At 67.5% G+C, this 19,069-nt stretch carries 14 protein-coding genes and 1 riboswitch; of the genes, 8 read left to right on the forward strand and 6 right to left on the reverse strand.

Annotated elements, in window-relative coordinates; all coding sequences use genetic code 11:
* Window positions 1–39 precede the first annotated feature (39 nt).
* The 3 genes from ACQZ13_RS10200 to argA all read right to left on the reverse strand — a co-directional run bounded on the left by ACQZ13_RS10200 (window position 40) and on the right by argA (window position 2,329).
* Window positions 40–342, reverse strand: a complete 303-nt coding sequence (locus ACQZ13_RS10200; RefSeq protein ID WP_088403657.1) for an H-NS family nucleoid-associated regulatory protein — start codon at window positions 340–342, stop codon at window positions 40–42.
* Window positions 343–588: 246 nt separating this feature from the next.
* A complete protein-coding gene (locus tag ACQZ13_RS10205; RefSeq protein ID WP_088403658.1) occupies window positions 589–861 on the reverse strand; it encodes an oxidative damage protection protein in 273 nt (90 codons plus the stop codon).
* Window positions 862–988: 127 nt separating this feature from the next.
* Window positions 989–2,329, reverse strand: coding sequence for an amino-acid N-acetyltransferase (argA, locus tag ACQZ13_RS10210; protein ID WP_421037901.1), 1,341 nt, complete (start codon window positions 2,327–2,329; stop codon window positions 989–991).
* 110 nt (window positions 2,330–2,439) lie between these two features.
* Between argA and ACQZ13_RS10215 the strand changes: the two genes are divergently transcribed.
* From ACQZ13_RS10215 to ACQZ13_RS10235, 5 genes are all read left to right on the forward strand, one after another.
* Window positions 2,440–2,853 (forward strand): VOC family protein, encoded by a 414-nt coding sequence (locus ACQZ13_RS10215; RefSeq protein WP_431051560.1) that lies wholly within the window; start codon window positions 2,440–2,442, stop codon window positions 2,851–2,853.
* A 389-nt stretch (window positions 2,854–3,242) separates the two neighbouring features.
* Window positions 3,243–7,142 (forward strand): ATP-dependent RNA helicase HrpA, encoded by a 3,900-nt coding sequence (gene hrpA / locus ACQZ13_RS10220; protein ID WP_431051562.1) that lies wholly within the window; start codon window positions 3,243–3,245, stop codon window positions 7,140–7,142.
* 105 nt (window positions 7,143–7,247) lie between these two features.
* The gene (locus tag ACQZ13_RS10225; RefSeq protein ID WP_431051564.1) at window positions 7,248–9,173 is read left to right on the forward strand and encodes an HDOD domain-containing protein; all 1,926 of its coding nucleotides are present in this window, start codon (window positions 7,248–7,250) and stop codon (window positions 9,171–9,173) included.
* Window positions 9,170–11,578, forward strand: coding sequence for a protein kinase domain-containing protein (locus ACQZ13_RS10230; RefSeq protein ID WP_431051566.1), 2,409 nt, complete (start codon window positions 9,170–9,172; stop codon window positions 11,576–11,578). Before ACQZ13_RS10225 ends, ACQZ13_RS10230 begins: the two co-directional genes overlap by 4 nt.
* Before the next feature lie 286 nt (window positions 11,579–11,864).
* A complete protein-coding gene (locus ACQZ13_RS10235) occupies window positions 11,865–12,752 on the forward strand; it encodes a hypothetical protein (protein ID WP_431051568.1) in 888 nt (295 codons plus the stop codon).
* An 84-nt stretch (window positions 12,753–12,836) separates the two neighbouring features.
* Here the strand turns inward: ACQZ13_RS10235 and ACQZ13_RS10240 are convergent, their stop codons facing one another.
* Together ACQZ13_RS10240 and ACQZ13_RS10245 are read right to left on the reverse strand one after the other, a co-directional pair.
* Window positions 12,837–13,088 carry a YXWGXW repeat-containing protein gene (locus ACQZ13_RS10240; RefSeq protein ID WP_088403665.1) on the reverse strand — a complete coding sequence of 84 codons (252 nt, stop codon included), beginning with the start codon at window positions 13,086–13,088 and terminating at the stop codon, window positions 12,837–12,839.
* A 116-nt stretch (window positions 13,089–13,204) separates the two neighbouring features.
* Complete coding sequence (locus ACQZ13_RS10245) at window positions 13,205–13,807, reverse strand: 2-hydroxychromene-2-carboxylate isomerase (protein WP_431051570.1); 603 nt, start codon at window positions 13,805–13,807, stop codon at window positions 13,205–13,207.
* Between the two features lie 170 nt (window positions 13,808–13,977).
* Here ACQZ13_RS10245 and ACQZ13_RS10250 point away from each other — a divergent pair, with 170 nt between their 5' ends.
* Both ACQZ13_RS10250 and ACQZ13_RS10255 read left to right on the forward strand, forming a co-directional pair.
* Window positions 13,978–14,820: a hypothetical protein gene (locus ACQZ13_RS10250; RefSeq protein ID WP_431051572.1), complete on the forward strand. Its 843-nt coding sequence runs from the start codon at window positions 13,978–13,980 to the stop codon at window positions 14,818–14,820.
* Complete coding sequence (locus ACQZ13_RS10255; protein WP_431051574.1) at window positions 14,817–15,200, forward strand: DUF7079 family protein; 384 nt, start codon at window positions 14,817–14,819, stop codon at window positions 15,198–15,200. The genes ACQZ13_RS10250 and ACQZ13_RS10255 overlap by 4 nt, the downstream gene beginning before the upstream one ends.
* A 38-nt stretch (window positions 15,201–15,238) precedes the next feature.
* Here ACQZ13_RS10255 and ACQZ13_RS10260 read toward each other — a convergent pair whose 3' ends face one another.
* Window positions 15,239–16,594, reverse strand: a complete 1,356-nt coding sequence (locus ACQZ13_RS10260; protein ID WP_431051576.1) for an ImmA/IrrE family metallo-endopeptidase — start codon at window positions 16,592–16,594, stop codon at window positions 15,239–15,241.
* Between the two features lie 405 nt (window positions 16,595–16,999).
* A riboswitch (cyclic di-GMP riboswitch) is annotated at window positions 17,000–17,101 on the forward strand.
* An 87-nt stretch (window positions 17,102–17,188) separates the two neighbouring features.
* On the opposite strand from ACQZ13_RS10260, the gene ACQZ13_RS10265 reads away from it, so the two are divergent.
* Window positions 17,189–19,033, forward strand: a complete 1,845-nt coding sequence (locus ACQZ13_RS10265) for a ShlB/FhaC/HecB family hemolysin secretion/activation protein (RefSeq protein WP_431051578.1) — start codon at window positions 17,189–17,191, stop codon at window positions 19,031–19,033.
* Window positions 19,034–19,069: the final 36 nt, after the last annotated feature.

Consider the following 19,069-nt stretch of genomic DNA (forward strand, 5'->3'; position numbering starts at 1 on the left):
CATGGAACGGGAAGGCGCGCGGCCTTCCGTGCGCTGGCGTCAGATGACGAAATCTTCCAGCTTGGCGCCGCCGGAAATGGCCGCCTTCAGCCATTTCGGTTGCAGGCCGCGGCCGCTCCAGGTTTCGCCGGTGGCCTGGTTGCGATACTTCGCGGCCACCTTGGAGGACTTCGGCGCGCCGGTCTTGGCGGCGCGGGCGGTCAGGTCGGCGACCGTCAGGCCGTATTCCTGCATCAGCGACTTGACTTTGCCGATCGCGTCGGACCGTTCGCGGTCCTGGGTTTCAGCGATTTGCGCTTCGAGGGCGGCCCGTTGGGCCAGGAGGTCTTTGAGCGATGCCATTTATGCAATTCCTCGCGTAGTTCAACGGCTCCCTCGAAAGGGAATGCCGCATTATAGGCAGGGAATTGAGTATGTCCGCAAGGGGGTAAATCCTGGGGCGGCCCGGAAAGGGCCGCTGAAAGGCCTGCTCAAAGGTCCGGAAGCGGCAATTTCTGGAGGTTTTACCGGATCAACTGTCAGAAATCGTGTCTCGACTGACACGAATTGACGAGGGCCGCCGCGCTGGCGCGCACCGCGATGGGGAAATCACTCCGTCGGCGGCACATATCCGGCGGGCTGTTCCGCGCCGCCGCCGAAGAAGAACTGTTCCATCTGCCGCGCGAGGTATTGGCGGGCGCGCTGGTCGGCCAGATTCAGGCGGTTTTCGTTGACCAGCATGGTCTGGTGCTTCATCCACGCGGCCCAGGCTTCCTTGGAGACGTTCTCATAGATGCGCTTGCCGAGTTCGCCCGGATAGATGGGAAAGTCCATCCCCTCGGCTTCCTTCTTCAGATAAACGCATTGGACGGTGCGGGCCATATCAAACCTCGATGCTCAAAAAATGTGGGGGGAGTACGGCAGCCGGCCGACGTCGGTCGCTGCCCGGGGGGGGGCGATCCCGGCGCGATGGAAAGCGGGGATCGGTGAGGGGATCGGTGATCTGCGGTCAGGTGAGTTTCTTGACGAGGACCTGCGAACGCCGGTCCCAGTTGTATTTGCGCTTGCGTTCTTCGGGCAGCCAGTTCGGATCGACGGGCTGGAAGCCGCGCTTGATGAACCAGTGCATGGTGCGCGTGGTCAGCACGAACACGCTGGTCAGGCCCATGGCCTTGGCGCGTTGTTCGATGCGCTTGAGGATGCGCTCGCCGTCGCCCTGGCCCTGCACGGCGCTGGACACGGTGAGTGCCGCCATTTCCGCGGTGCGCGCTTCCTGATAGGGATGCAGCGCGGCGCAGCCGAATATCACGCCGTCGTGTTCGATGACGGTATAGGACTCGATGTCGCGTTCGATTTCGCTGCGTTCGCGTTTGACCAGCGTGCCGTCGCGCTCGAACGGTTCGATCAGCGCGATCAGGCTGCCGATATCGTCGTGGGTCGCCTCGCGCAGGCTTTCGAGTTTTTCATCGACCACCATGGTGCCGATGCCGTCGTGGGTATAGACCTCCTGCAGGATCGCGCCGTCGACGGCGAAGGGCAGGATGTGCGAACGCTCGACGCCCGATTCGCAGGCCGTCACGCAGTACTTCAGATAGAAACCGACGTCGGTCGGCTGCGTCGGCGGCGGGAGTTTGGCGATCAGCCGTTTTGCGTCGGCCAGCGCCAGTTCGGTGTCGATCGCGCTTTCCGGATCCTCGGGGTTTTCGCGCACGCCCTCGACCTCGGTCATGAACAGCAGCTTGTCGGCCTGCAGCGCGATCGCGGTTTCGGTCGCGACGTCTTCCATCATCAGATTGAAGGCGTCGCCGGTGGGCGAGAAACCGAAGGGCGACATCAGCACGATGGCGCCGATATCGATGGCGCGCTGGATCGCGGCGGCGTCCACGCGGCGCACGACGCCGGAGTGCTTGAAATCGACGCCGTCGACGATGCCGACTGGCCGCGCGGTCAGGAAATTGCCCGACACCACGCGCACGGTGGAATTGGCCATCGGCGTGTTCGGCAGGCCTTGCGAAAACGCGGCCTCGATTTCGAAACGCAATTGGCCGGCGGCTTCCTGGGCGCTGTCCAGGGCGATGCCGTCGGTGATGCGCATGCCGTGGCTGTATTGCGGCTGGTGGCCCTTGAGCGCGAGCTGCTCGTTGACCTGCGGGCGGAAACCGTGGACCAGCACGATCTTGATGCCCATCGCATGCATGATGGCCAGATCCTGGACGAAGCTGTTCAGCTTGCCGGCGGCGATCATTTCCCCGGTCATGCCGACGACGAAGGTTTCTCCGCGGTACGCATGGATATAAGGGGCCACCGCGCGAAACCACGGCACGAAGGTATGGGGGAAGACCAGGCTCATGGGCGCGGATTGTGCAACAGCCTGTCCCCGCAACGCGGCGGCAAGGTCACTTGCGGGACGCTGTGCGGCAGCGGAGCATGGCGCCTCCGCAACACCCCCCGGAGCGAGACATGGAAGTCTTCAAGACGCATGGGGCCTTCAGCTGGTCGGAACTGATGACGACCGACACGAAGAAGGCCTCCGAGTTCTACGGCAAGCTGTTCGGCTGGACCATCGAGGCCATGCCGATGCCCGGCGGTCCGGCGGACGCGCCGCCGTACCACGTGATCAAGGCACGCGGGGCGGACGACGCCATCGGCGGCATGATGGCCTGCCCCCAGCAGGGCATGCCGCCCGCGTGGGGGATCTACGTCACGGTGGGCAACGTGGACGAGACGGTGGCCCAGGCCAAGGCGATGGGCGGCAAGGTCCTGATGGAGATCATGGAAGTGCCCACCGTCGGGCGGATGGCGACCCTCCAGGACCCCCAGGGGGCGGTGATCAACGTCATCACCTACGCCGAGATGCCGGACGAGAAGAAGTAGGGGCCTGAGCACTGCCACCGCCGCTGACCCTCACCCCCACCCTCTCCCGCAAGCGGGAGAGGGAGTCCGACTGGCTCCCTTCTTACCCCCTCTCCCGCTTGCGGGAGAGGGAGTCCGACTGGCTCCCTTCTTACCCCCTCTCCCGCTTGCGGGAGAGGGCAGGGGTGAGGGCCAGCGGCCTGTGAACAGCTCCTCCCGGCGAAGCGCGAGATAATCCGCGCCCCGTGAGTCAAGACATCAACGCCCCCGCCGCGCCGCCTTCGCGTCCTCCCCGCCCACCGCGTGGCCCGCGCCGGGCCGGACCTCGCCGCCCTCCCGCGCCCGCCACCCCGATCCCGCCGATCGAGTTCCCCGAATCGCTGCCGGTCTCCGGCCGTCGCGAGGAGATCATGCGGGCGATGGCCGAGCACCAGGTGGTGATCGTCTGCGGCGAGACCGGCTCCGGCAAGACCACGCAACTGCCCAAGATCGCGCTGGCGATGGGACGCGGCCGCGGCAACGGCGGCGGCCTGATCGGCCACACGCAGCCGCGCCGGATCGCCGCGTCCAGCGTCGCCAAGCGCATCGCCGAAGAGCTCAAGTCGCCGCTGGGCGACGTCGTCGGCTACAAGGTCCGCTTCCAGGACCGGCTGCAGCCGGGCGCCTCGGTCAAGCTGATGACGGACGGCATCCTGCTGGCCGAAACCCAGACCGATCCGCTGCTCAGCGCCTACGACACGCTGATCATCGACGAGGCGCACGAACGCAGCCTCAACATCGATTTCCTGCTCGGTTACCTGCGCGAGATCCTGCCGCGACGTCCGGATCTGAAGGTCGTCGTGACCTCGGCAACCATTGACGCCGACCGCTTCGCGCAGCACTTCGCCTCGGCCAAGGGTCCTGCGCCGGTGCTGATGGTGTCGGGCCGGCTGTTCCCGGTCGAACAGCTGTACCGACCCTTCGAGGAATCGCGCGAGTACGACGTCAACGACGCCATCTGCGACGCGGTCGACGAACTCTGGCGCAACGGTCGCGGCGACGTGCTGGTCTTCCTCCCGGGCGAGCGCGAGATCCGCGAAGCCGCCGAGGCGCTGCGCAAGCACCACCCGCCCGGCGTCGAGGTGCTGCCGCTGTTCGCGCGCCTGTCCGAGCAGGAGCAGAACCGCGTCTTCCAGCCGCACGGCCAGCCGCGCATCGTGCTGGCGACCAACGTCGCCGAGACCTCGCTGACGGTGCCCGGCATCCGCTACGTGATCGACCCCGGCCTGGCGCGCGTCAAGCGCTACAGCTACCGCAACAAGGTCGAGCAGCTGCAGATCGAGAACATCAGCCAGGCGGCGGCCAACCAGCGCGCGGGCCGCTGCGGCCGCGTCAGCAACGGCACCTGCATCCGGCTGTACGACGAGAAGGACTACCTCTCGCGCCCGCGCTTCACCGATCCCGAGATCCTGCGCAGCTCGCTCGCGGGCGTGATCCTGCGGATGAAGTCGCTGCACCTGGGACAGGTCGAGGACTTCCCTTTTATCGAACCGCCGCCGCGCAAGGCGGTGGCCGACGGCTACCAGCTGCTCAACGAACTGGGCGCCGTCGACGAGCGCAACGAGCTCACGCCCATGGGCCACGAGCTGTCCAAGCTGCCGCTGGACCCGCGCGTCGGCCGGATGATCCTGGAGGCGCGCCAGCGCGACGCGCTCAGCGAGGTGCTGGTCATCGCCAGCGCGCTGTCCGGCCAGGACGTGCGCGACCGGCCGATGGAGCAGCAACAGCAGGCCGACGAGAAGCACAAGAAGTTCGACGACGAGAAGTCGGAGTTCATGGGCTATCTGAAGCTGTGGAAGTGGCTCGGCGAGTCCCGCGGCGGGGGACCTGTTGACCCCCAGACGGCCGCTGCGCAGCCGTCGCCCCCCGAGGGGGCTGCGGCGCCTAGGGGCGGCCCGGCGGCGCCGCGCGAACACAAGCTCTCCAACCGCAAGCAGGAACAGCTGCTGCGCGACAACTTCGTCAACCCGCGCCGCGTGCGCGAGTGGCGCGACATCTACTCGCAGCTGCACACGGTGATCGCCGAACACGGCTGGCGCCTGAACGGCGCGCCCGCGACCTACGAGCAGGTCCACCTGTCGATGCTGGCGGGCCTGCTGGGCAACATCGGCGTGAAGGCCGATGACGACGACTGGTACCTGGGCGCACGCGGCATCAAGTTCTGGCGCCATCCCGGCGCGCACCTGAGCAAGAAGCCGGGGCGCTGGATCGTCGCGGCGGAACTGGTCGACACCACGCGGCTGTTCGGCCGCGGCATCGCGGCGATCGAGCCGCAGTGGCTGCCCGGCATCGCCGGCCACCTGATCAAGACCCAGCTGCTGGAACCGCACTGGGAGAAGAAGGCGGCCGAGGTCGTCGCGCTGGAGCGCGCGACGCTCTACGGCATCGTGCTCTACAACAACAAGCGGGTGAACTTCGGCCGCGTCGACGCCGTCGCCGCGCGCGAGATCTTCATCCGCGAGGCGCTGGTCAACGGCGACTGGGAGACGCGTCTCCCGTTCCTGGCCCACAACCAGAAGCAGATCGCCAAGGTCGAGGAGCTCGAACACAAGTCGCGCCGGCAGGACGTGCTGGTCGACGACGAGCTGATCTACGCCTTCTACGACCAGCAGCTGCCGGCGGACGTGTACTCCGGCGTGACGCTGGAGAAGTGGTTCCGCGAGGCCAGCAAGGCCGATCCGAAGCTGCTGCAGCTCAGCCGCGACGAGCTGATGCGGCACGAGGCCGCCGGCGTCACGAGTAACGCCTTCCCGAAGACGATCCGCCTGGGCGGTGTCGACTGCACGGCGACCTACCTGCACCAGCCCGGCGACGCGCGCGACGGCCTGACGGTGACGGTGCCGATCTACGCGCTCAACCAGGTCAACGACGAACGCGTCGACTGGCTGGTGCCCGGGATGATCGAGGCCAAGGTGACGGCGCTGCTCAAGAGCCTGCACCAGAAGCCGCGCGCGCGGCTGACGCCGCTGCCCGAGTTCGTCGCCGAGTTCGTCGAGCTGAACCCGTTCGCGCAGGGCGGACTGGTCGACGTGCTGCTCAAGGCGGTGAAGGAACGCTCGCAGGTCGCGGTGCAGCGCAACGACTTCAAGCTGGAGCAGTTGCCCGCGCACCTCTTCATGAACATCCGTGTCGTCGACGAGCACGGCCGCCAACTGGGTCAAGGCCGCAACCTCGCGACGCTGAAGGCGGAACTCGGCACGCAAGCACGTTCCGCGTTCCAGGCATTGGCGACCTTGAAGCTGCAAGGCTCGGGCGACTCTCTCGCAGGGCAGGACTCGTCCGACTCCCTCTCCCGCTCGCGGGAGAGGGCAGGGGTGAGGGCTGCGGTCGCTGAAGGACGGCCGACGTCAAACGACGGCAATCCCTCGCGCGGCATCAAGGCGACGATCGTGCCGCCGACTAAGCCCGCGGTCGAAGCCACGAAGACCTACACCGCCTGGACCTTCGGCGAGCTCCCTGAGCTGATGGAGATCAAGCGCGGACCGCAGACCCTGATCGGTTTCCCGGCGTTGATCGACAAGGGCCAGCACGTCGAGATCGAGGTCTTCGACGAGCCCGAGCTCGCCGCCGCCAAGCACCGAGCCGGCCTGCGCCGCCTGATCGCGCTGCAGCTCAAGGAGCCGCTCAAGTACCTTGAGAAGAACATCCCCGACCTGACGCAGATGTCGGTGTCCTACATGAGCCTGGGCACCGCCGAGGAACTGCGCGACCAGATCGTCGCCGTCGCGCTGGAGCGCGCCTTCCTGGCCGATCCCTTGCCGGTGGACGAGTTCAGCTTCAAGGCCCGGCTCGAGGAAGGCCGCGCCCGCCTCAACCTGATCGCCCAGGAAGTCGCGCGCCTGACCTTCAACGTGCTCCTCGAATACCAGGGCGCGCTGCGCAAGCTCAAGGACGCCCGCACGGCGCCCAAGGACGTGGTCGACGACCTCCAGGCGCAGCTGCAGCGCCTGATGCCCAAGCGCTTCGTCCTCCAGACGCCGTGGAGCCAGCTGCAGCACTACCCCCGCTACCTCAAGGCGATCACCCTGCGCCTGGACAAGCTGCGCGCCGACGCGCCGCGCGACGCCAAACTCCTGTCCGAGCTCCGTCCGCTGGAGCAGCGCTGGTCGCGCCGGGTGGCCGAACTCAAGGGCACGACCGACGCGCGGGTGGAGGATTTCCGCTGGCAGCTGGAGGAATTGCGGGTCAGCCTGTTCGCGCAGGAACTGAGGACGCCGCAGCCGGTCAGCGTCAAGCGCCTGGAAAAGGTGTGGGCGCAGTTACAGAACTGAGCGGAGAATCCCCCTCAGTTCTTCAGGCGAGGACTTCGGGGTTCCGGTCCAATCGACATTACAAAAGGTCCGTGACCCCGCACCGGCGGGAGTCGCACATCGCTCGTGTCTGACAACACCACAACATCCACCGCCGCCCCGATGAAGCGTTTCGGCCGCTTCGAGCTGCGCGCGCTGCTGCACAAGAGCCTGCGCTCGATGCTGTGGGTCGTCTTCGACCCGCAGAGCGGCCAGGAGATGTTCCTGATGATGCCGCGGGAGAAGCCCAACAGCGAGGCGGCGATGCTGCACTGGCTGAAGACGGTCGACGGCGCCTCCCGCATCCAGCACCCGAATCTGGCCCACGTCATCGAGACCGGCCGTGTCGATCCCTGGCCCTATGTCGCCTACGACCGCGCGCTGGGCGAGACGCTGGAGGAGCGCCTGTCCCGCGGCGCGCCGCCGCTGCCGCTGGACGCCGCCGGCTGGGCCGCGCAGGCGCTCGAAGGCCTGGCCTTCGCGCACGAGGCCGGCCACGCGCACCGCGACATCCAGCTCGCCCACATCGTCGTCGACGGCGCCAACCACGTCCGCGTGCTGGGCCTCGAAGTGGCGCAGGAGGTCGTGCCGCCGAACGCCGACTTCAACGCCGCTACCCGCCGCGCGGCGCGCGAGGCCGCGGAGGAGGACGTCGTCTGCGTCGGCCTGCTGCTGCATCGCCTGCTCAGCGGCAAGCCGGTGCTGGAGGAATCCGACCTGCAGGTCGTGCTGCAGCGCATGCAGCCGCAGGGGCACGACCTGGTCCGCCTGGGCTGGGAAACCCCGTACGCCATCCCCGAACCGCTGCGCGCCATCGTCAACCGCGCCAGCGATCGTCAGACGCGCCAGCGCTACCACCTGGCGCGCAGCTTCTGGCGCGCGCTGGACGGCTGGCGGCTGTCGGCCGAGCAGGACGACGGCGGTCCCATCGCGCTGCTGAAGGACAAGATGCAGCGCTTCGGCCACCTGCCGAGCACCTCGACCCGGCTGGTGACGACGGTGTCGTCGTCCGCGATGGCGGGGCAGCACGGCAGCCAGCTGGCATCCATGGCGCTGAAGGACATGGCGCTGGCGCTGGAGCTGATCCGGCGCGTCAACAACGCGCTGCGCCAGCAGGGGCCGACCAGCGGCGGCACGGTGCTCAACCTGCAGCGCGCGATCGCGATGCTGGGCCTGAACGGGCTGGAGGACGCGGCGCGGGCGCTCAAGCCCTGGCCCGGTCCGATGAACGAAGGCCAGGCGCAGTTCATGCAGAGCGTGATGCGCCGCGTGAATCGCGCCGGCCAGGTGGCGCAGGCGCTGCGGCCGGCGGGCTACGACGGCGAGGTGGTCTACCTGATCTCGCTGATGCAGAACCTGGGCCGGCTGCTGGTGCAGTACCACTTCCCGGACGACGCGCAGCAGATCCGCCAGTTGCAGGTCGCGCCCGAGGCCACCGAGGACAACCCCAATCCGCGCGGCATGAACGAGCAGTCCGCGGCCTACGCGGTGCTGGGCTGCGACCTGGAGAGCCTGGGCCTGGCGGTCGCGAAGTACTGGGGCCTGGGCGACGAGCTGCAGCACATGATGCGCCGCCAGCCGCAGGAGGCGCCGGTGCGCCACGCCGACGGCGACACCGAGATGCTGCGGCTCACCTGCAGCCTGGCCAATGAACTGGTGGATGCGCTGGCCCAGCCGGAGCGCAAGCGCCAGGCGGCGATCGAGCTGGCGACGCGGCGGTATGCGCGCGCGCTCGGCCTCGGTCTGCGCGAGATCTACGACGCGCTGGGCAACAGCGGCGCGATCGCCGACGCGGGCGAAAGCGGCCTGGGCGCGATGAGCGACCCGGCCGTGGGTGCGGCGGCGACGGCGGCGCCACGGTCCCGACTGCGCGAGCGCGCCGAGTCCGGCGCGCCGGCTCCCGCCACCGCCACCAACACGTCCACGAACAACACGAACAGCACCGCCCAGCCAGGGTCGTCGACAGGCACGCGCCCGTCCGGCACACCCCAGCCCGGCAAGGACCGACCATGACCGCCATGCCGCCCGCCGTCGGGCGATTCAAGCCGCTGCGCAGTCTTGGGCAGGGTGCCCAGGCGGTGGTGTGGCTCGCGCACGATCCGCGGCTGGACCGCGAGGTCGCGCTGAAAGTGCTGACCCAGGCGGTCGACCGCGCCAGCGTGGACGCCTGGCTGCACGAGGCGCGGGCGGTCAGCCGGCTGACGCATCCCAACATCGTGCCGGTCTTCGAGGCCGACATCGAGGCCGGCCAGGCCTACATGGTCTTCGAGTACGTGCCCGGCGGCACGCTGACCGAGCGGCTGCGCCAGCGCGGCCGGCTGCCGGCGCGCGAGGCCGTCGCGCTGATGCTGGGCATCCTCGACGGACTGCACGCGGCGCATCAGGCCGGGGTCGTGCACCGCGACCTGAAACCGTCCAATATCCTGATCGATTCCACCGGCCGACCCAAGGTGATGGACTTCGGCATCGCCGGGCGCATCCAGTCGGCTGCGGCGGGCGTGGCTGCGAAGCCCAACCGCATCGTCGGCACGCCGGGCTACATCTCGCCGGAAGCGGCCAAGGGCGATCCCGCTACCCCGGTCATGGACGTGTTCGCGGCGGCCGTGATGCTCAGCGAAATGCTGTCGGGCCAGCGGCTCAACTACGACCCCGATCCGTGGCGCGCGGTGCGTCGCGCGATGGAGCAGACCCTCGATCCGCCGGCCGACCTCGGCCCCGACAGCGACGACGCATTGCGCGCCGTGCTGCTGCGCGGCCTGTCGCGCGAGTCGTCGCAGCGCTGGGCCGATGCCAAGGCCTTCCACGACGCGCTGGCCGCGTGGCTGCATCCGGCCGCCAGCGAGACCACCGAAGGCGGCGAGGGCGGCAACGCCACGCTCGAATTCCTGCTGCGCCGCATGCGGCATCGCAGCGACTTCCCGGCGATGGCCGACTCGGTGACGCGCATCCAGCGGATGACGCAGTCCGACAACGAGAGCCTGACCTCGCTCTCCAACGAGATCCTCAAGGACGTCGCGCTCACCAACAAGCTGCTGCGCCTGGTCAACACGGTGCAGTTCAGCCATGCCGGCGGCGGGCACATCAGCACGGTGTCGCGGGCGGTGGCGCTGGTGGGCTTCGGCGGCATCCGCAACCTGGCGCTGTCGCTGGTGCTGCTGGAGCGCATGGAGAACAAGGGCCACGCGCAGCGGCTGAAGGAGGAGTTCCTGCGCTCGCTGATGGCGGGCTCGCTGGCGCGCGAGCTGTGCCTGGTGCCGCGCGAGAACGAGGAGTCCTTCCTCGCCACGATGTTCCAGGGCCTGGGCCGGCTGCTGGCCGAGTTCTACCTGCCCGAAGAGGCGCAGCAGGTGCGCCGCGTCGTGCGGCCGGAGCGCGGCATGGGCGAGCAGGCGGCGCCGCCGCTGAGCGAGGCCGCAGCCTCCGCGCAGGTGCTGGGGCTGAGCTACGAGAGCCTCGGTCTTGGCGTGGCGCGGCAGTGGGGCTTCCCGGACAGCCTGCAGCGCAGCATGCAGCGGCCCGACGGCGACGCGCCGGCGCGGCTGGTGGAGCATTCGACCGACCGCATGCGCTGGCTGGGCCGCGCGAGCAACGACGTCGCGGACGTCATCCTGAACAGCGATCCGGCCGAGGCGCATGCCAAGGTGCGCGCGATGGCGCAGCGCTACGCGCGCGCGCTGGGCGTCGAGGCCAAGGCGTTCGAAGCGGCGGCGGACCAGGCGCGTCAGCGCCTGACGCAGCTGGCGCAGGCGATGGACATCAAGCTGACGAAGAACTCGCCGGCGCAGCGCCTGCTGGCGCCGCTGACGCCGTCGGCGGAGGACACGCTGTCGCCGCACCAGCTGCAGGCGACGATGGTGGACGGCCAGGCGCCGGCCGGCGTGATCCCGCCCGAGCAGGCGGCGGCGACGCTGGCCGCGGGCATCCAGGACATCACCAACGCGATGGTCGAGAGCTTCAAGCTCAACGAGATCCTGCGCATGATCCTGGAGACCATGTACCGCGGGCTGGGCTTCCGGCGGGTGATCTTCTGCCTGCGCGATCCCAAGACCGAGACGCTCACCGGCCGCTTCGGCCTGGGCGACGGCGTGGAGGCGGTGGTGCCGCTGTTCCGCGTGCCGCTGCGGGTGATGCCGGGCATGCCGGCGGACCTCTTCACGGCGATCTGTTCCAAGGGCGTGGACACGCTGATTGCCGACGCCTCGCAGCCCAAGATCGCCGAGCGGCTGCCGCCGTGGTTCCTCAGCGGAGCCAAGGCGCACAGCTTCCTGATCCTGCCGATGGCCCTGCGCGGCGCGCCCTTCGCGATGATCTACGCGGACAAGGCGCAGCCGGGCAGCGTGGTGCTCGACGAGAAGCAGCTCTCGCTGCTGCGCACGCTGCGCAACCAGGCCGTGATGGCCTTCAAGCAGGCGAGCTGAGGCGCCGCGCCACCGACACCGCGTTGGTGGCTCGGCTGCTCGCGGGGTGATCCGTTCGGGCCTCCACGCGGATATCGCAGACGCCAAATCCTGGTCAAGTCCTACACCCCCTTGGGGGGTGAACGCCACCCCACACACCCAGGGTGGGCGGGCGCATAGCGCGCGCCGAACCCGATTCCCTTTGGAAGCGCCAAAAAGTCACGCGCGGAAAGCGGCGAGTCCCTTGAGACTCCGCCCCCGCCAACGGATGCATTTGGCAACAAAAGTTTTCAATTCAGGGAATCTCATGAAGTTCGAAGTCAAGAAGGTGTTCGTGTTCCTGCCGCTGATCGCGGCGCTGACGGCCTGCGGCGGTGGCGGCAGCGATGGCGGCACCGCGTCGGTCGACACCAGCGTCGGCAGCGGCGGCACGGGCGGCGCCACGTCCGGCGGCTCTACCGGTGGTTCTACGGGCGGCTCCACGGGCGGCACGACCGGCGGCAACACCGGCACCACCACGACGCCCCCGACCGCCTTCGTGAAGGGCACGACGGCGCGCTACCAGTTCGTCGGCGTTTCGCAGCAGGCGAGCGGCCGCGTGGATACGTTCGAGCAGACGAGCGACGGCGGCGTGGTCACGCTGAACGCGCAGACGCTGACCGGCGCGACGCGCGCGGTGGCGGACATCGCCGGCGACGAGACCTTCGCGATCGGCCGCTGGAGCAAGGGCACGGCGACGACCTCGAGCGGCAGCTCGACGATCGAGTCGTCGGTGAACGCCGCCTACCACTACGCCGTCTACAACGTGCCGGCGGCGTTCCCCGCGACCGGCACCTACAAGTGCGACGACGGCCGGTTCTCCTCGCCGAGCCTGGTGAACGGCACGTCGAGCGTCTACTTCGGCAAGGGCTCGGGCACGGCGGCGCTGAGCTTCTCCGCCACCGGCGCGTCGGTGGACGTGTCCATCACGACCACGGCCGGCAGCCAGCAGGGCACGGTGTCGGCCACCGCGCGCACGATCGCGTCGCCGGCGACGACGGCGATCACCGGCAACTACTTCGGCGGCGGCGAGGGCATGAGCCTGTCGATCGGCGAAGGCGGCACGAACAAGCTGCGCATCGTCGCGGCCTTCCAGGCCAAGGCGGGCGATTCGAGCTATCGCGGCGTCGCGACGTTCAACTGCACGGCGCAGTGACGCGCCAGGACTGAGCGGGCCTGAGAAGGCCTCGCGCTCGGGAGACGAAGCCGGCCTTGCGCCGGCTTCGTCGTTGAAGGACGTTCAGCGACGCGGGCCGTAGTGGCCGGGGATCCAGCGGCGACCGCCGCCGCGGTTGTCCCAGTAGCCGTCGATCCAGATGGTGCCGGTGACGACCGGGCCGCCGTCGGAATAGCCGGCGCCGTAGCCGCCGCCGTCGCCATAACCGCGGTCATAGCCGTGATAACGATGGGCGGGCACCACGACGCAGCCGGTCAATGTCGCGACCAGCGGAGCCGCGATGAGCGCGAGCAGCAGGGGACGAAGCGTTCGCATGTGGGACCTCCATGAAGGGGACAACATGCGTCTGACAACGCGGTGGCGGCGGTCGCCGATGACCGGTCGCGCCGGGCATTACCCGGCGGACAAGGAGTAACGGGCGGTGAGGCCGATCAATACGGACCGTTCGACAGCCAGTGTTCGAGTTGCGGCAGCCGGTCGTTGCCCCAGAAGCGTTCGCCTTCGACGATGAAGAAGGGCGAGCCGAACACGCCGCGGGCTTCGGCGAGGTCGATCTCGGCCTTGAGCCGGGCGCGAGCGGCGGTGTCGTTGGCGATGGCCTGGAGCTGGTCGGGCGAGACGTGCTGCGTGGCGCAGAGGTCCTGCAGGACTTCGGCCTGGGCGATGTTGCGGTCGTCGACGAAGTAGGCCTTGTAGACGGCCTGCGCGAACTTGCGGCCCTGTTCGGGATCGCGGTCGTTGAACCAGTGGAACAGGCGCGCGGCCATCTCGGTGTGCAGGCCCAGCGAGGAGGGCGTGTTGTAGGGCACCTTCATGTAGGCGGCCATGCGGACCACGTCGCGGCGGACGTAGTCGCTGCGCATGACGCTGTTGGGCACGCGGATGCGTTCGAGCGACTGGAAGTTGGCGTCCAGCACGATGGCGTGCCAGTTGACGGTGCGGCCGTACTTGGCGGCGAGCTCGTCGATGCTCTGCGCGGCGATGTAGCCGTAGGGCGAGGCGAAGTCGAAATAGAAATCGATCGGTGCGGGCATGCGGGCTCCTGACAAGGCGCGCGGATTGTAGGAGCGTGCCTCGGACCGGCCGGTGACGCATCCGCCGGATGGGTGACAACAGCGGATGACCATGGTCATCCGGGATCGCGATCCGATGTTCCGTCTGCGGGACGATCGATATCATCCGGCGAGATTTACTGGGAGAGGCGATGAGCGCGAGAACGCCGGGCCCGCTGTGCCAGATCAGCAATCCTCAAATCGTGGACAAGGGTACGAACTGCCTGTCCCAGTCGCCGTCGCCTGCTCTGATCGGCCGGCAGACGCAAGACCTGCGCGGCCTCGACGAGGCACTCGACGCGCTGCAGGCGACCGCCCAGAACTTCGCGTGGCGATACATCCAGGATGCGAAGGCACGCGCGACCTATGTCCAGCGCATCGCGGAGGCCGCGCGCACGATTCGCGCCGACGTCCTCGCTGGAAAGATGAGTGCAGCGGAAGGGGCGGCGTTTGCCGCTCAGTCCCGGAACATGATCATGGAAGAGATCCGTGCGATCACTTCGGCGATCGGCAAGGCCGGGGCCGAAGCGATGAAGGGGCAGGGTCTCACGCTGGAGATGGCGCTCGACAAGGCAGTCAAGAAGCTGTTTCCCGGCCAGACCTTCGCCCAGCTGTCTGCTGCGCAGAAGCGATTGGTGTTCCTGGAGATCGTCGACGCGTCGGGCCGATCCAGTCCGAAGGTGACGGGGCAGATCCCGCGTTGGCGGATGCTGGGACGAGGTCTTGCGGTGGTGACCGTGGCCATCTCGATCTACAACATCTGGGAGGCCAAGAACAAGCTGCGGCAGAGCGTCAAGGAGGGCGCGACGCTGGCAGGCGGAGTGCTCGGCGGCGCTGCCGCGACGGCCTCAGCAGGCTTTGTCTGCGGACCTGGCGCGCCGGTGTGCGTGACGGCCCTGTTCATCGTCGGCGGCATCTTCGGCGCGATGGCGGCGAGCGCAGCGGCCGATCAGGTGCTCGACCAACGTGACGTGGTGAATTGGTTGGGCGAATGAGCGACACGCGCTTCATTGACGACGAGGCCCATCGCTCTGCGCGCTTGGCGATCTCGCAGTTGTTCCTGGATACGGAACTGGACGAACTCGACCTGAAGTCGATCGCGCGCGAGCTGCTCGCTACGGGTCTACCTGTGGATGAGCTGCAGCGCATCTACGAAACCGAGGTCGCCCCGGCTTGCTGGCGCAATCTGCGCACGATGCCCGGTGGTGTGTGGACCGGTTTCGATAGGGAAGCTTTGATCGCCGAAATCGAACGTAGCCGCATCTCTGCTTCATCGCTCAACTTCTGGCAGCGTTGGAAGGTCTCGCGCTGGACCTCTTCGACGCGAGCCGATTGGATGCATTTGCGTCAACTGCTGGGCAGATCGGGGAAGTAGAAATCTGGTTCGAGGCCCGGGGCGATGTTCATGGGAATCTAAGACCACGCCTCGTCTTCAATCTCGGACCAGAGCCACGAGAAGTCCGCTGCCTCAGGTCTCCTTTGACCGGTTCTGCGAACATCCTTCATGAGGCCAAGGGAAGACAGTCTGATCGCGACTGCCGCGCGCGATGCTCCGAAGGCAAACATCAAGCGATTAGTCACGGTCAAGAAGTGGCCGATGTTGCAAGGTTGAGCGTCGACATAGAGGGGGGCGGAGCCCCTTCTTCTGAGATCAAGGTGATCCATTGCGCGAATGAATGCCTCCAAAAAGGCCTGTCTAGGCATGAGGAGGCACGAGGCAAATTGATTCGCTTGAAACTCCATCCGCCCGATCGCGCTTCCATCGTCGATCCGACGCACAGCATTCAGGTGATCCGCTTCATCACATAGTTCCGCCCGCAAGAACATTCCGTGACGGAGCAGCAAATGGCCCAGCTCATGGGCAAAAGTGAATCGTTCTCGGCCAATGCTCTGCCCCGAGTCAGAGAGAAGTTCAATCACTGGAGGATCGAACCTGATGCGACCAAGAGGCGCTGCTCCATCGTTGGCCGATCGCGTGAACTTCTGAATTTGCACTTCTTGCGCCACCGGATGGCGTTCGCAGAGCTTATGGAGATCTACATAGCCCTGTTCGATCCCCGCCTCGCTCAAGGCTTGTTGCGCCTGCTGTTCAAGCGCCGCCATGCTAATGAAAGGAACTGAGGCAGAGCTTCGGCGGGCGGAGTTTCGAACAGAGCGCAGGCGACGGTCCGCTGTCGCCCGGTGAAGTAGCAGCTCGTCGAAGAACACGTTGAGCGAGTTCGTGTTAGTGGATGGAGTCTGAAAGAAGAGATCGAAGACTGCGCTCTTGTACTCGGGTTGCGTCAGCGCAGCCGAAATCTCGCTGTCGTCACATCGTTGGCCATTGAGAGTCGCGGAGGGCGAACGACGTAGCTCCCATTTCATCTGCTGAGTATTAAAGTAGCGAGCGACTCCAATTCCTTTGGACTTGGCGAACTGCAAAGCGCCTCTCTGTAGAGCGCTTCGGGTAACGAAGACAGCCTTGGCGTTCGCTGCACCAACCTGTTGAACCTTCGCAAAGAATTCCTCAAGGTCGTCCACTGGGACGGTCTTGTCGTAGTTCTTGCACTCCACGAGGACGAGCATTGAGTAGGTGTCTGCTCCGGGGTACCGAATCTCAATCGAGACATCAAAGACGATATTGGCCTCCCGGTCCTTGGAGAAGTACCCCTTCTTGCGATGAATCTGACAGCAGTCACTCTTTGCCCAAAAATCGCCCGACTCGATCTCGTGTTTCAGAAGATTGAACACGGCGATCTCAAGCGTGTCGCCTTTGAGGGTGGTGCTCACGGCTGACGTCCGACTCTGATCCAGAAATCGAAGCGACTCAGTGCTGCGGCCCATCCGCGCGTTTCGCAAGGGACGGGTTGCATGCTGACCGCGAAGGTGGCGGTCTGTGGAAAGGTGATATTCATATTCTTGACTCCCTGTTCTTCTGCACGATTCTATGGAGCGAAATCTATTCGTGGATGTGGGCGAGGGAGTGGCGACCCCGACCGCCCATCTGCGAATGGCGACGCGTCGAGAGTCCTCATCTCGGGTCGCGTCATTCGTCAGCCTCAGGCGCTACCCCATCCCCCTCCCGCCCGTCAACCACCCCCGGGAGGCGATGTGTCCGCTTGTTGCGGTCGGATACAGTCGTTTACTTCAGTTCCCCGAGGGGCTGTGCATTCCGTGAGGGATGTCACGCCTTGAGGGCTGAAAGGGCAAAACCGGCGCGAGCCGGCGACGCAAAGCCTCCGGTCTCGATGCCGATTTCCCAAGGAAATCACGACGCGAGATAGCGGGGTTGCCGTTCCGGTCTCGTCCGGTTCGTGACGCATCGCCGCTTGCCTCGGCCTGCCCTGGGTCGAAAAAACAACGCCAGACAAACGGCAGGCAGGGATGCAAGAGAAGCATGAACAGCGGACGCTCGCGCAGCGACGTCCGACCGTCGGCGTGCCGGCGGGAACCACCATCGCGATGGCCGTCGCCCTCTACATCGGTATGGGCGTCGGTACGGGCATCGGCACGCACGCCGGCATGGGCGCCGCCTGGGGCCAGGTCTTGCCGCCGGGCACCGTCGACCCTGATGCGCAGCGCCAGCTCCAGCAGCAGCGCGAGGCCCAGCAGCGCCAGTCGCTCGAACGCGAACCCGACGTGCGTCTGCGCGCCAGCGCGCCGCAGGCGCGTCCGCGGCTGCGCGACGACGAGTCCCCGTGTTTCCTGATCACGCAGATCGAGGTGCGCGGCGTCGAGGGCCAACCCCGCATGGCGCGCCAGATCGGCGCGCTCGACGGCCCGCAGGGCGACGACGCGCCGATCGGCCGCTGCCTGGGCGCCGGCAGCGTCGCCACGCTCGTCACGCGCCTGCAGGACGCGCTGATCGAGGAAGGCTTCATCACCACCCGCGTGCTCGCGGCGCCGCAGGACCTGTCCTCCGGCCGCCTCGTGCTCACCGTCGTGCCGGGGCGCGTCCACGCGATCCGGCTGCGCGAAGGCACCTCGCCGCAGGTGCGGCTCGCCAACGCGCTGCCGGTGAAGCCCGGCGACGTGCTCAACCTGCGCGACATGGAGCAGGCGCTGGAGAACCTGCAACGCGTCCCCGGCGCGCAGGCCGACATCCAGGTCGAGCCCGCGCAAGGCACCGCCGAACCCGGCTACAGCGACCTCGCCGTCAGCTACCAGGGTGGCCGTCAATGGCGCTGGCAGGTCTCGCTCGACGACAGCGGCAGCGAGGCCACCGGCCGCTACCCGCTCGGGCTGACCGCGTCGCTGGACCACGCGCTGACGCTCAACGACCTCTTCTACGCGACGCTGAACCGCGACGCCGACTGGCTCGCGCGCCGCGTCGACCACCGCGACGGCCCGCACAAGGGCACCGGCGGCCACGTGCTGCATTACTCGCTGCCGTGGGGGCATTCGCTGATCAGCATCACCATGAGCCGCAGCGGCTATCGCCAGGTCGTCATCGGCGCCAGCCAGACCTACGTCTACCGCGGCGCCAGCAGCAACGGCGAACTCAAGCTCACCCGCATGCTCTGGCGCGACGGCCAGTACAAGTTCAGCGGCTACGTGAAGCTGTTCGGACGCGGCTCGCGCAACTACATCGACGACGCCGAAGTCGAGGTCCAGCGCCGCCGCACCGGCGGCTGGGAAGCGGGCATCAGCCTGAAGCGCAACGCCGGCGGCGTCGGCAGCGAGGCCGAGCTCAGCCTGAGGCGCGGCACCGGTGCCTTCCACGCGCTGCAGGCGCCCGAAGAAACCTTCGGCGAAGGCGACTCGCGCGTGCGCCTGCTGCAGGGCGGCTACAGCCTCAACGGCGCGCTGGCGCTCGGCAGCCGACAGCTGCAGCTGAGCACCTCGCTGCGCGGCCAGTACGCGCTGAACCGGCTCACGCCGCAGGATCGCTTCTCGATCGGCGGCCGCTACACGGTGCGCGGCTTCGGCAGCGACGCGTCGCTGTCGGCCGACAACGGCCTGCTCTGGCGCAACGAGGCGGAACTGCCGCTCTCCGCCGCGCAGCAGTCGCCGGCCGTGTCGATGTACCTCGGCGTGGACGCCGGCCTGGTCGGCGGCTACGGCGCGGAGCGCCTCGCCGGCCGCCACCTGACCGGCGCCGTCATCGGCTCGCGCGTGCGCACGCAGGGCTTCTCGCTCGACGTGTTCGCCGGCGCGCCCCTGTGGCAGCCGTCGCGCTTCCCTGCGGCCCGCGTCGTCGCGGGCTTCAACCTGACCTATTCCCGTTGATCCGTTCCTGACCGGCTCCGCGTGGAGCCTGGCCCC

Source organism: Roseateles sp. L2-2 (assembly GCF_050613215.1).
GTDB lineage: Bacteria > Pseudomonadota > Gammaproteobacteria > Burkholderiales > Burkholderiaceae_C > Roseateles > Roseateles noduli.